Genomic DNA, 13080 nt, shown 5'->3' on the forward strand with positions numbered 1-13080 from the left:
GGCGGCAAGGACCGGGACCACCCCGGTCAGAAGCAGCCCAGGCAAGGCGGCAAGGGCCAGGGCCACCCCACTTAGAAACAGCCCCAGCCAAACCGACAGCACCCGGGGGCGGCCCCGCTCAGGAGCCGTCCAGGCAAGGCGGCAAGGACCGGGGTCCACCCCCGTCAAAAACAGCCCCGGCCAAACCGACAGCACCCAGGGTCCACCCCCGTCAGAAGCAGCCCAGGCCAACCCGACAGCGCCGGGCAGCCGCCCCCCTCAGGAGCAGTCCAAGCTCCGCAGATCAACCGCGTCGGCCATCGCCTGCATCCCCTTGTCGTTGGGGTGCAGATGGTCGCCGTTGTCCAGGAACGGCAGCATCCGTTCCTGGTCGTAGGGGCTGCGCAGCGCCCGGTCGAAGTCGGCGACGGCGTCGAACTCGCCGCTGTCGCGGATGAAGGCGTTCACCTCCTGCCGTACGGCCTCTCCGGCCGCGTCCCACTCGTACCAGCCCTTGTACGGGCCGACCGTGGCGCCGACGATGCACAGACCCTCCGCGCGCACCCGGTCGATGATCTCCCGGTACCCGGCGATCAGATCGTCCGCGGTGACTCCGCTGTGGGCCTTGATGTCGTTGATGCCCTCGAAGAGGAACACCGTCCGGACGCCCGGCTGGGACAGGACATCGCGGTCCAGCCGGTTCAGGGCGCTGACCCCGGCGCCGTCGGCGAGCACCTTGTTGCCGGAGATGCCCTCGTTGGCGACGCCCTCGACGGTCGTCACGGTGGAGGTGCTCAGGCGGCGGGCGAGATAGTCGGGCCAGCGGCGATTGAGGTCGGTCGAGGACTGCCAGCCGTCGGTGATGGAGTCGCCGAGGGTGACCACCGCGCCGATCGAGGAACTGGTGCGGACGGTCACGGCGTCGAGGTAGAACCAGGAGCCGGTCTGGCTGCCCCAGTTCGCGGCGGACTCCTCGGCGGTGTGGTCGCCCTCGGTGTAGTAGTTGGTCTGCATGGCCATGCCGTGCCCGGTCATCCGGCCGGCCGCGTCGGGGCTGTGGATGCTGACGACCAGATTGGTCTGGGCGGGCAGCTTGCCGGGCAGCGGGTCGCTGTACACGGATCCGCCGGCGGGGATGGTGACCGACCGGGAGCCGTTGAAGGTGAGCGGCTTGTTGCTGCCCCGGACCAGTTCCGCGCCCGTCTTCTGGCGGCCCGCGTAGGCATTGTCGAAGGTCACCGGCCGGTCGCCGAAGGCGTTGGACAGCCGGATCCGCAGATTGTCACCGCCGACGCTGGTGCGGACCACGAGCCGGAAGGCACGGTCCGCGACGCCGGTGCCGACATCCTGGGCGCTGGCACCCCAGGTGACCACGTCGTGGCGGCTCGCCGACGCGGCCGTGGCGGCGGTCGTGCCGGCGGTGACGGCCCCGGTGGGCGCGGCGGCCATCGCCTGCCCGGTCGGCACGATCAGCGCGAGCAGCAGCATGAGCGCCCCGCCCAGGGACACGATCCGTGGTCTCATCGGGCGAGGTCCTTCAGCGTGACGGACTGCCCGGACGCGAGGCTGACGTTACGGGTCGTGCCCGCGAACTCGACGGTCGTCGTGCGTCCGCCGACGCTGCGGATCTTCACCGTGGTCGGCTTGCCGTCCTGCCAGGCCAGGTCGACCACGAAGCCACCGCGTGCGGCGACGCCGTTGAGATGCCCGGCGGCGGACCAGGCGGCGGGCAGGGCGGGGAGCACCTCGATATGCCCGGGCCGCGAGTACAACAGCATCTCGGTCATCGCGGCCGGGGTGCCGAAGTTGGCGTCGATCTGGAAGATGCCGCGGCCCGATTCCACCTCGTAGATGTCGAAGAGGTTGAAGGCGGTGCCGTTGCTGCCGTCGCTGGACGGGCGGAGGTTGTTGATGACGAGCTGGTACGCGAGGTCGGCGTTCTTGAGGCGGGCCCAGCACAGGCTGCGCCAGGCGTTGGCCCAGCCGAAGCTGTTCATGCCGCGCGCGGTGAGCTGGGCGGTGGCGCCGTCGACGATCTCCTTGGGGGTGGAGCCGTCGGGGCGGATGCGGTCGCCGGGGAACAGGCCGCCGAGGCCGGACAGATGGCGGTGGGTGGTCTCACCGAGGTTGTCGGGGGACATCCACTCCTGGAGCCAGCCCGTGGTGGGGCTGACCTCCGGCAGATACAGCCGCCCCCGCAGGCCGGCGATGGTGGCGGCGTACGACGTGTCCTTCTTGAGGAGGGCGCAGGCGGCGGCGAAGTTGCCGAAGAGCGCCCACACCAGTTCCTGGGCGTAGGTGATGCCCTTGGCGTCCAGCGGGCCGTGCTCGGGCGACCAGTCGCTGTCGGCGATCAGCACCTCCTTGGTGGTGCCGGGGAGGGTGTGGGTGAGCAGCCGGGATTCCCAGAACTCGCAGGCGCCCTTGAGCAGGGGGTAGATCTTGGCGAGGTAGGTGCGGGACTGGGTGTACTCGTAGTGCTCGAAGAGGCTGTTGACGAGCCAGGCGTTGCCCGCCGGGTGCCACCACCAGCCGCCTCCGCCATAGGGGTTGGTGGAGATGGCGACGGTCCAGCCGGCGATCTTGCCGGTGGAGTTGCGGTAGCGGTTGCGGGGGTCGTTGAAGAGTCGTTTCGTCAGCTCGGTCCAGGAGGGGAGCTGGGCCAGACAGTAGTCGGTGTAGGCGTCGAAGCAGGGGGAGAGTCCGGTGCGGTCGGCCATCCAGTAGTTCATCTGGATGTTGATGTCGGTGTGGTAGTCGCCCATCCAGTCCGGGTCGTTGCCGTCCAGCCACAGGCCCTGGAGGTTGAGCGGGAGGCTGTCGCGGGAGCCGGTGATCATCAGATAGCGGCCGAAGTGGAAGTAGGCCGCCTCCAGTTCCGGGTCGGGCACGATATCGGTGTGGCGGGCACGCAGCCGCTCCCAGGTGTCCAGCTCGCGCTGTTCGGCGGTGGAGGTGCCGAGCGAGAGGTCAAGCCGGTCGAACAGCGAGCGGTGGTCGGCGACATGGGTGCGGCGCAGGGTGTCGTACGACTCCGAGATGGCGTCGGCGGCCTTGGTGCGGGCGAGGCGCTGGGGGTCGAGGGCGGGGTCGCGGAACCCGGCGGCGGCGTTCGGGGCGTAATTGGTACCCGCGCTGACGACGACGGTCAGGTCCTTGCAGTCGGCGAAGTCGACGCGGGTGCCGGTGACGGTGACCTTGCCGCCGGTGCCGCGGGCCTTGAGCGCGGCGCCGTAGCGCAGGCCGTTGGCGAGGCTGCCGCCGAAGTGCTCGGCGGCGGTGGGGGTCTCGCCGTGGGTGCCGGTGAGGGTGATGCTGCCGGTGTAGCGTCCGCCGCCGCTCTGGGTGAAGCGCAGGACGATCACGTCGTCGGGGTGGCTGGCGAACAGCTCGCGCCGGTAGGTGACTCCGGAGCGGATGTAGGAGGCGCCGGCCAGGCCCTGGGCGAGGTCCAGGGTGCGGCGGTAGGTGTGGACGCCGCCGAGGTCGTGGTCGGGGAGGTCGACGGTGAGCCGGGCGAGCAGGGTGAAGGAGCCGAAGTCGGCGCGGCCGTAGGGGAACTGGCCGTCCTGGTCGAGGGTGTCGTTGAGACCGCCGGTCCACATGGTGGCGTCGGTGATCAGCAGCAGTTCCTTGCCGGGGTCGTTGCCGGCGAGGGCGCCGATGCGGCCGTTGCCGACGGGCAGTCCCTGTTCGATGAGGGAGCCCTCGTCGCCGGGGGCCTGCCACCACAGCTGGGTGCGGGCGGAGCCGGTGGCGTCGGTGGCGGCGGGGGCCTCGGCGGGGCGGGCGGGCGCGGCGCGGGCGGTGAAGACGGGGAGGGTGGCGAGGGCGGCGGTGAGCCCGCCGGTGGTGGCGGCCGACAGAACGGCTCTTCTGCTCGGCGCGTTCGGGCGAGGGCCCGGCTCGCCCGGGGGGAGGCTCGGGTCGCTCGCGTTGGTGCTCGGCTCGTTCGGCGTGCTGTGCATGATGTGCGGCTCCGGATACGTCGGGGGCGGGGGCCCGGCGCGGCACGGCGCCGGGCCCCCGGAGAAGGACGGAGGGAAACCAGGACTGCGGGGGGTTGCTCGGGCACGTCGGCGCGGTCGGCGTCCGGCGTGGACCAGGACCGCCGGGAGGGCTACTTGGGTACGTCGATCCGGTCGATGTCCGGCGCGTAGCCGGTGCCGCTGTCGAAGGTGATCGTGTTGGCCCCGGCCTTGAGCTTCACCGGCACATGGACGGTGTTGACGGTCCCCCAGTCGCCCGTGGAGGGGAACTTGTGCGAGGTGGCGCCGCCGCCGTTCGCGGAGACCAGGGCCGAGCGGGCGTCGCCGCTGACGTAGGTGACCTTGACCTGGTAGGTGCCTGCCTTGGCCACGGTCACGTTGTTGACGGTGAGCTTGCCGCCGACGTAGAGGTTGCCGACCTTCTTGCCGCCGGAGCAGGCGGAGCAGTCGGCCGGGGAGGCGTTGCCGCCGAGGGTGTTGCCGGACGCCTCGGCCTCGATGGTGGTGTAGGCGAGGGCTGTGGTGGTGCGCGGGGTGATGGTGAACAGCCGGGAGCCGTGGGCGGGCAGCGCCTGGGTGATCTTGTCGGTGTAGGTGCCGAGGTTCTCCTTGTTCCACACGTCGCGCACCGACGCCTTGCCGGTGAGGCCGAGGGCGCCCCAGTCGGCGGTGACCTGGGCGGGGGCGTCGGAGAGGTTGAACAGGGCGACGGTGTAGGTGCCGTCGGGGTTCTTCGCGGCCCACACCTGCTGCGGGTCACCGGCGGTGACGGGCTCGGCGGGTGGCGCGCTGGACTGGTTGATCGCGATGACCTCGCGGTTGGTCAGCAGCGACAGGCCGTAGGAGTCGAGCTTGGTGAGGTCGTCGCCGGTGTAGAGGGGGGACTTGGCGATGGCCCACAGGGTGGCGTAGCTCTGCCGTTCGGCCTTCGTGAGGCCGTCCATCTCGCCGTTGCCGACATTCAGGGAGTCGAGGTCGTTCCAGCCGCCGGGTCCCGCGTGGTCGGTCCAGGCCGGGGTGTCGTCCCAGCGGTCGTCGACCGAGTTCTCCCAGGTGACCAGGGTGTTGCAGTAGCACTCGACATCGGTGTCGATGCGCCAGCCGTTGGAGTACTGCTTCCAGTCCTCGACGTTCGAGTAGGCCAGCGACCAGGACAGTTCGAGATGGATCGGGCGGCCCGCGGTCTCGATGGCCTGCTGCCAGGCGGCCACGTCGGCGACGTTGTCGTAGTTGTCGCCGGTCTTGAAGGAGCCGGGTCCGACCCCGTCGAGCTTGAGGAAGTCATAGCCCCAGTCGGCGAACAGCTGGGCCTGGGAGTCGATGTACTTCTGCCCGCACGGATCCGAGAAGTCGATCTTGTACGAGCTGTCCCAGCCGTTGGTGGTGCGCAGATCGTCGTAGACGATGTCGCCGGTGGTGCAGCCGGGGGCGTTCCAGATCGGTGTGTCGCCGTTGTTGTACGCATCCGTCTGGAGGCCGACGGGGAGGTAGATGCCGGCCTTCAGGCCCTTGGAGTGGATGCGGTCGGCGACGGCCTCCATGCCACTGGGGAAGCGCTCGGGGTCGGCCTGCTGGCGGCCGTATTCATCGAACTGCGGTGTCCAGTCCCAGTCCATCCACCAGCCGGCGTCGATGTTGATGTATTCGTAGCCGTAGTCCTTCAGCTTGGCGGCCATGGCGTCGGTCTGCTTGATGACGTTCGCCTCGGTCAGATAGCTGTAGTCGCCGTCGGGGTTGAGGCCCGGGTACTTGGACGACTGCATGGTCCAGCTGGTCCAGCCCATGAAGGGCGTGGCGGCGACATCGGTGACCGCCATGGGGGCGGCGGGAGCGGTCGTCGTCTCGGCCTGTGCGGCGGGGACGGCGGTGGTCAGTCCGGCGGCGAGGGCCAGGACGAGTGCGGCTCTGAGACGGCGTCCGGGTATGGCGAAGGACGAGGATGACCGCATGGGTCGTACCTCCAGGGTTCGGGGCGGCGAGGGATACGGGGCGGCTCAGCCCTTGCTGGATCCGATGGTGAGCCCGCTGATGAACTGGCGCTGGAGCGCGAAGTAGATCAGCAGCGTGGGGATCGCGGTCATCAGTGCGCCGGCCGCGACCAGATTGGGGTTGGTGAAGTACGCGCCTTGGAGATTGGCGAGCGCGGAGGTGATGGGCCGTTTGTCGCCGGTGTCGACGAGGATGAGCGGCCAGAAGAAGTCGTTGTAGATCCAGATGGATTCCAGCGTGGCCAGCGCGGCGAAGGCGGGGCGGCACAGCGGCAGGACGATCTGGAAGAACTGGCGCCACACGGGGGCTCCGTCGACCTGGGCGGCCTCGGTGATCTCCTTGGGGATCGTCTTCATGTAGTTGCTGAGGACGAAGGTGCAAAAGCCGCACTGGTAGGCGATGTGGATCACGATGATGCCCCAGAGCGAGTCGTAGAACAGCAGTGAGTCGCTCATCCACCAGGGCAGCGGAAGGTTCAGATACAGCCGGTACAGCGGGGTGATGAGCACCTGGGCGGGCAGCAGATTGCCCGCGGTGAACAGCATCAGCAGGGCGAGGTTGAAGCGGAAGTCGAAGCGGGAGACGAAGAAGGCGACCGCGGCGGAGAACAGCAGGGTGCCGAGCACGGCCGGTACGGCGATCAGGACCGAGTTCCAGAAGAAGTGCGGCATGCCGGACTGGGTCCAGGCGTCGGTGAAGTTCGCCAGGCTCAGCCCGCTCGGCCAGGAGAAGTAGCCATTGCTCGCGGTGTCCTCGTAGGGCCTGAGCGAGGTGTAGACGGCCCACAGCAGCGGGATCAGCCACAGCGCGGCGACGGAGCCGAGCAGCAGATGGCGGCCGAGGTTGCGCGGGGGCCGGGAGGGGCCCGGCTTGTGGGTCTGCCGGTCGCCGGAGCGGGGGCGGGAGGCGGGCCGGCGCACGGTCGTGGTCACTGGTCCTCCTTCCGGAAGGTCTGGACGAGGAAGGTGCCGATCGCGGCGAGGGAGACGAGCAGCAGGATCACGGCGAGCGCGGAGCCGTAGCCGATGTGGCCGGCCTCGCCGACGATGTTGTCGGTGATGAGCAGGGACAGCAGTTCCATGCCGGGTTTGCTGCCGGTGCCGCCGCCGAGGACGTACACGATGTCGAAGGCGCGCAGTGACTCCATGACCGTCACGACGAGGATGATGACGTTGACGGGTTTGAGGGCCGGGAAGACGACCTTGAAGAAGGTCTGGCGGCCGTTTGCGCCGTCGAGGGCGGCGGCCTCGCGCAGGGCGGGGTCGACGCTCTTCAGACCGGCCAGGTAGAGGATCATGATGTAGCCGGTGTGCCGCCAGCCGGAGGCGACGAGGACGGCCCACAGATTGAGGTCGGGGTCACCGAGCCAGTCGATGGTGCCGCTCGCCCCGACGGCGCCGAGCACGCTGTTGAGCAGGCCGGTGTCGGGGTTGTAGATGATCTCCCAGATGAACCCGACGACGGCGAGGGACAGCACCATCGGCAGGAAGATCGCGGTCTGGTAGAACTTCGTGAACCGGATCTTCTTGTCCAGCTGGTAGGCGAGGAACATGCCGAACGGGGTGGGCAGCAGCGCCGTGAACAGCAGCCAGATCACATTGTGCTGGACGGCCGGCCAGAACGGCGGGTAGTTGGTGAAGATCTGGGTGTAGTTCTCGATGCCCGTCCAGGTGACGTCGGCCAGGTCGATGCCGTCCCAGGTGGTGAAGGACAGGGCGACCGAGGCGAGGGCGGGCAGCCAGACGAAGACGAGCAGGGCGATCAGCGGCAGGCCGATGACGAGCGCCAGGAAGAGACGGTCGCCCCGGCTCAGCCGCCCGGGGGAGGTCGCGGAGGACACGGCGGAGCCTTTCCGGTCCCGGTGGGCCCAGGACGTTCGGACGTGCGGGCGTTCTGCGGTTCAGGACGTGAAGAAGCGCGAGCGCTGGGACTCGATCTGCTTGAGGGTGGCGGTGCCGTCGTCGGGGTGGCCGAGCCATTCGACCAGGCCGGGCAGCACGACGGTGGAGATGAAGCCGGGGTCGCTGTCCCGGTCGGCGAACTGGCTGATGTGCTGGGCGGAGCCGATGAGTTCGGCCGACTTGGTCTGGAGCGCGTGGTACGAGGCGGTCTTCGCCTGGCTGTTGGCGGCGAGGTTGCTGGGGTCGACGCCCATGTAAAGCTCCTCGGCGCGGGCGCCGCCCAGGAACTCCAGGAACTTCTTGGCGCCGTCGGCGTTCTCGGGATCGCGGCTGAGCATGAAGCCGTCGGTGGGGGCCTCCACGGCGGTCAGGCCGTGCGCGCTGTCGATCTCGGGGAAGGGGAAGAAGTCGAGGTCGTCGCGGATCGCCTCGTCGGTGATCTGCTGGCCGATGAACAGGCCGATGACGGCCATGCCGGACTTCTGGTCGATGAGCGACTGGGCGGCGTCCTGCCAGGACCGGCCGCCGCCGCCGGTCTGGTAGTAGGGGGCCAGCTCGCGCCACAGGTCGAAGATGCGCACGGCCCGCTTGTCGGTCCAGGAGACCTCACCGCGCATCAGCTGCATGTGGAAGTCGTAGCCGTTGGCGCGCAGGTCGAGATAGTCGAAGGCGCCGAGGATGGACCAGCTGTCGCCGCCGCCGTAGCCGGCGGTGACCGGGGCGAGGCCGTCCTGCTTCATCTTCTTGGCCAGCGCGATGAACTCGTCCCATTTGGCGGGGACCTGGTAGCCGCGCTCGGCGAAGACGCTCTTCCGGTAGAACACCGCCCAGGGGTAGTTGTACAGCGGGACGAAGTAGTACTTGCCGTCCTCGCCGCGCGAGAGCTGCTTGGCGGCGTCGCTGAAGCCGGCCCCGATGGTGTCCCACACATCGTCGAGCGGGCTGGCCAGGCCCTTCTTCGCGAAGTACTGCATGCGGTAGCCCGCGAACCAGGTGAAGACGTCGTCCGGGGTGCCCTGGAGGTAGCTGGTGATGTTGGTCTGGAAGGTGTCGTGGTCGACCGCGTTGGTCTTCACGGTCAGCCCGGAGTCGGCGGTGAATCCCTTGGTGACGGCCTCGTACGCCTTCTTCGGGGTGGCGTCGCCGCCGTTGGAGCCGAAGGTGACGGTGTCGGGGTCGGCGCCCGGCCCGCCGCCGCAGGCGGTGAGGACCGGGGCGGCCAGGGCGGCGGCGGACAGACCGAACAGCCCGCCGACGACTCTGCGGCGGCCGGGGCCCTGCGCCACCGGGGATATGCGGCTCTGCTGCGTCATGGTCGCTCCTCGTGCTGGTTCGCGTGCTGGGTCGCGTGCTGGGGGCGCGGAGCAGCGCCGTTGGCGCGCTGCCGGTGGGTGTCCGGACCGGTGTCCGATCGGATGAAGCTCTGGATGGCGGTGGCGGCGGCGCCGCGCGCCCACTCCTCGAAGGGCAGCGGGCGGGTCTGTACGTCGCACCGGGCGGCGGAGCCGAAGGCGTAGGCGGCGAAGGTGTCCCGGATCTGCTCGGCGAACAGGTCGTAGGCGGCCAGGCCCTCGCCGGAGATGATCACCCGCTCGGGTCCGAACAGATTGGCCACGGTGGCGATGCCGCGCCCGATGGCGGTCCCGGCGGCGGCGTACACCTCGCGCACCCCGGGGTGGCCCTGGTGGGCGAGGGCCACGGCCTCGGCGGCGTCGGCGACGGCGGCGCCGGTGGTCTCCCTGATCCTGGCGAGGATGGCGGTGTCGGCGGCGATGGCCTCGACACAGCCGCGGTTGCCGCAGTGGCACAGGGGGCCGGCCGGGTCGATGGCGACATGCCCGATCTCTCCCGCGACGCCGTGCGCCCCGGCGACCACCTGGCCGTGCACCACGAGCCCGCAGCCGATGCCCGCGCCGACGGTGACCACGGCGAAGTCCTTCAGGCCCACGCCCGCGCCGAACCACTGCTCGGCGACGGTCAGGGCGCGGACGTCGTTCTCGACGGTGACCGGCAGTCCGGTGGCCAGGCAGGCGCGTTCGGCGAGCGCCACGTCCCGCCACTCCAGGAACGGCGAGTAGCGTACGACGCCCTCGGCGCGGTCGACGTCGCCGGAGACGGCGAGCCCGAGGCCGAGCACCGGTACGCCGAACCCCTCGGCCTCGGTGCTCAGTTCGCGTACGAGTTCGGCGATGGCGGCGAGGACGGCTCCGGGCGCCGGGTCGGTCAGCGGGAGGTGCCGGGCGACACGGATGCGGCAGCACAGGTCGGTGAGGACACCGATGAGTTCGTCCCCGGTCGCCTTGACCCCGATGAACAGCGCCCGTCCGGCGTCGACCCGCACCGGGTGCGACGGGCGGCCCAGCGCCCGCCGCGCGTCGTCGGTGTCCTCCACGAGGTACCCGGCCTCGATCAGCGGCCGGACCGCCTTGGTGACCGCCGCGGCGGACAGCCCGGTGCGCTCGGCCACCGCGGAACGGGTGAGGGGGCCGTGCGAGAGCACCGTGGTGAAGATCTGGGCGACGGCCGGCGTCTGCGCCGGGAACGCCTCGGGAGGCCCGGGAGGGCGGGTCGCGGAAGGGAGCTGAGGAGGGGTCGGAGGAGGGGGCGACTGCATGGCCGGGAACCTAGGTCCCTTATTTTCTGCTGTCAATGAAAGAAACAGGATCGGTTGAAACTGTGATTACGACTTGCCTGTGCCATGCAAAGTGCCTGTTCCCTCCAGTCGTTGACAGCTGATCGAAGGTCGCGTTCTCTAGACGGCAGCATCTGCCCAGCCTGGAACGTGAGGCCCCATGCCGCTGATCTCCCACTCCCCCGACGCCGGGGTCTGGCTGCTGACCACCCCGCGCACGTCGTACGCCCTGCGCATCGACGAGACCGGCGTGCCCGGCCATGTCGCGTGGGGACCCCGGCTGTCCCTGGCCGAGGCGGTGGGTGTCGCCGCTCCGCCCGGCGAGCCGCACAGCAGTTTCGAGGGCCTCCGCGCGGTCGGTGAGGAACTCCCCGCGGACGACGGAATCCACTACGGCCCGCCCTCGCTCCAGGTCCGCCACGCCGACGGCACCCGCGGCTTCACCTGGCAGCCCGCCGGGCACGAGGTGCGCGACCCCGCCCCCGGCACCGAGGAACTGGTACTGCGTTTCCGTGACCGCGGCTACCCGCTGGAGGTCGATCTCCACTACCGGGTACGCGCGGACACCGATGTCATCGAGCGCTTCACGGTGCTGCGCAACGCCGGGGCCGACCGGCTGGAGGTGCTTCGCGCGGACTCCGCCGCCTGGACGCTGCCCCCGCTGCCCGGATACCGGATCAGCCATGTCACCGGGCAGTGGTCGGCCGAGACCCAGCTGCGCCGCGAACCGCTCCCGTACGGCGAGACGGTCCTGACCAGCCGTCGCGGGGTGACCAGCCACCACGCCAACCCGTGGCTGATGGTCGACCCGGGCGACACCGGCGAGGAGCACGGCCGGGTGTGGAGCGCGGCCCTCGCCTGGAGCGGCAGCTGGCGGCTGACCGCCCAGCGCACCCCGGACAACCTGGCCGGATTCACCGGCGGCGGCGGCCACGAGGGGGTCCGGGTCCCGCTCGCGCCGGGCGAGGAGTTCACCACGCCCGTGTTCGCGGGGCTGTTCACCGACGGCGGCTTCGGCGAGGCCAGCCGCACCTGGCACAGCTACGTCCGCGACCACGTGGTGCCGCACGCGCACGAGCTGACGCCCGTGCTCTACAACTCGTGGGAGGCGACCGGCTGGGACGTCGACGAGACCAGCCAGAAGGCGCTCGCCGAGCGGGCCGCCGAGCTGGGTGTCGAGCTGTATGTCGTGGACGACGGCTGGTTCGGTGCCCGCCGCGACGACCGGGCCGGGCTCGGTGACTGGACCCCGTCCCCCGACGGCTTCCCGGCCGGTCTCGGCCCGCTCGCCGGCACCGTGCACGCGCTCGGGATGCGGTTCGGTGTCTGGGTGGAGCCGGAGAACGTCAATCCGGACAGCGATCTGTACCGCGCGCACCCCGACTGGGTGCTGCACGTGCCGGGCCGGGACCGCACCGAGATGCGCAACGAGCTGGTGCTGAACCTCGCCCGCGACGACGTGGCCGAGTGGGCGTACGGCTGGCTGACCCGGCTGGTCGGCGACCACGGCGTGGACTTCCTGAAGTGGGACATGAACCGCGCCTTCGGCGAGGCGGGCTGGCCCGGTGAACCGGACGGCGCGGACCGTCTGTGGACCCGCTATGTGACCAACCTGTACGGCATCCTTGACCGGCTCCGCGCGGACCATCCCGACCTGCGGATCGAGGCGTGCGCGGGGGGCGGGGGGCGCGTCGACCTGGGGATCCTCTCCCGCACCGACCAGGCGTGGACGTCGGACAACACCGACGCGGAGGACCGGATCGCGATCCAGCACGGGTTCGCGCAGGTGTATCCGCCGCGGGTGATGTCCGCGTGGGTGACGGATGTGCCGAACCAGCTCACGGGGCGGTCGGTGCCGCTGTCGTTCCGCTTCCATGTCGCCATGTCCGGGCTGCTCGGCATCGGCGGTGATCTCGCCACGTGGACGGAGGCGGAGCTCTCCGAGGGGGCGGAATTGGTGGCCTTCTACAAAGGCGTCCGTCATCTGGTCCAGCGGGGGGCTCTGCACCGGCTGCGGGGGCCTGCGGCGGAGGGGCCGACGGTCGTGCAGTACGTCGCCGAGGACGCGGGCGAGGCCCTGGTACTGGCCTGGCAGCGGGGGCCGCGGCACGGGGCCGGTCGGGTGCCGGTGCGGTTGCGGGGGCTGACGCCGGGGGCCCGGTATCGGGAGGTCGGGTCCGGTCGGGTCCACCATGCGGCGGTGCTGATGTCGTATGGGCTGGAGCTGGGGTTGGCTCGGGGGGACTGGGCGAGTCGGGCGTTGCATTTGGAGCGGGTTCGGTAGGCGGGGGTTTGGTAGGGGGGTCGGTAGGGGGGTTCGGTTGTCGTGCGGGTGCGGGTGGGTTGTGGCTGGTCGCGCAGTTCCCCGCGCCCCTTGCGGCGTCTGCGCCCAGGTCCGGGAGTGACGGGGGTCGGGTGCGGCTTCCGTTGGCTTGCGGGTGCGGGTGGGTTGTGGCCGGTCGCGCAGTTCCCCGCGCCCCTTGGGGTGTCGGTGTCGGGGTTCGGTAGCCGCGCGGGCCTTGCGGTGTCGGGGGTGGGGTTCGGTAGCCGCGCGGGCCTTGGGGTGTCGGGGGTGGGAACCACGGCTTCG

8 protein-coding genes are annotated in these 13080 nt (G+C 70.4%); 1 reads left to right on the forward strand and 7 read right to left on the reverse strand.

Features of this window, described 5'->3' with window-relative positions:
• Positions 1-258: 258 nt before the first annotated feature.
• The 7 genes from ACFRFC_RS20585 to ACFRFC_RS20615 all read right to left on the reverse strand — a co-directional run bounded on the left by ACFRFC_RS20585 (position 259) and on the right by ACFRFC_RS20615 (position 10472).
• Positions 259-1503, reverse strand: a complete 1245-nt coding sequence (locus ACFRFC_RS20585) for an SGNH/GDSL hydrolase family protein (RefSeq protein WP_382679145.1) — start codon at positions 1501-1503, stop codon at positions 259-261.
• Entirely contained in the window at positions 1500-3947 is a 2448-nt protein-coding gene (locus ACFRFC_RS20590; RefSeq protein ID WP_382679142.1) for a glycoside hydrolase N-terminal domain-containing protein, read from the reverse strand. Before ACFRFC_RS20590 ends, ACFRFC_RS20585 begins: the two co-directional genes overlap by 4 nt.
• Before the next feature lie 152 nt (positions 3948-4099).
• On the reverse strand, positions 4100-5917 hold the full coding sequence (locus tag ACFRFC_RS20595; protein ID WP_382679139.1) for an alpha-galactosidase D: 1818 nt from the start codon (positions 5915-5917) through the stop codon (positions 4100-4102).
• A 45-nt stretch (positions 5918-5962) separates the two neighbouring features.
• Entirely contained in the window at positions 5963-6889 is a 927-nt protein-coding gene (locus ACFRFC_RS20600) for a carbohydrate ABC transporter permease (protein ID WP_382679136.1), read from the reverse strand.
• Positions 6886-7797, reverse strand: coding sequence for a carbohydrate ABC transporter permease (locus ACFRFC_RS20605; RefSeq protein WP_382679133.1), 912 nt, complete (start codon positions 7795-7797; stop codon positions 6886-6888). The genes ACFRFC_RS20600 and ACFRFC_RS20605 overlap by 4 nt, the downstream gene beginning before the upstream one ends.
• A gap of 60 nt (positions 7798-7857) precedes the next feature.
• Positions 7858-9171, reverse strand: coding sequence for an ABC transporter substrate-binding protein (locus ACFRFC_RS20610; protein WP_382679130.1), 1314 nt, complete (start codon positions 9169-9171; stop codon positions 7858-7860).
• A complete protein-coding gene (locus ACFRFC_RS20615) occupies positions 9168-10472 on the reverse strand; it encodes an ROK family protein (protein WP_382679127.1) in 1305 nt (434 codons plus the stop codon). Before ACFRFC_RS20615 ends, ACFRFC_RS20610 begins: the two co-directional genes overlap by 4 nt.
• A gap of 178 nt (positions 10473-10650) precedes the next feature.
• On the opposite strand from ACFRFC_RS20615, the gene ACFRFC_RS20620 reads away from it, so the two are divergent.
• On the forward strand, positions 10651-12774 hold the full coding sequence (locus ACFRFC_RS20620; RefSeq protein ID WP_382679124.1) for an alpha-galactosidase: 2124 nt from the start codon (positions 10651-10653) through the stop codon (positions 12772-12774).
• The last annotated feature ends 306 nt before the right edge of the window (positions 12775-13080 follow it).

The organism is Streptomyces sp. NPDC056734 (assembly GCF_042790455.1).
In the GTDB taxonomy this organism is placed as follows: Bacteria; Actinomycetota; Actinomycetes; order Streptomycetales; family Streptomycetaceae; genus Streptomyces.

Coding starts and splice junctions, on each gene's coding strand:
- ACFRFC_RS20585 (WP_382679145.1), bottom strand. CDS start 1,503: ATGAGACCACGGATCGTGTCCCTGGGCGGGGCGCTCATGCTGCTGCTC.
- ACFRFC_RS20590 (WP_382679142.1), bottom strand. CDS start 3,947: ATGCACAGCACGCCGAACGAGCCGAGCACCAACGCGAGCGACCCGAGC.
- ACFRFC_RS20595 (WP_382679139.1), bottom strand. CDS start 5,917: ATGCGGTCATCCTCGTCCTTCGCCATACCCGGACGCCGTCTCAGAGCC.
- ACFRFC_RS20610 (WP_382679130.1), bottom strand. CDS start 9,171: ATGACGCAGCAGAGCCGCATATCCCCGGTGGCGCAGGGCCCCGGCCGC.
- ACFRFC_RS20615 (WP_382679127.1), bottom strand. CDS start 10,472: ATGCAGTCGCCCCCTCCTCCGACCCCTCCTCAGCTCCCTTCCGCGACC.
- ACFRFC_RS20620 (WP_382679124.1), top strand. CDS start 10,651: ATGCCGCTGATCTCCCACTCCCCCGACGCCGGGGTCTGGCTGCTGACC.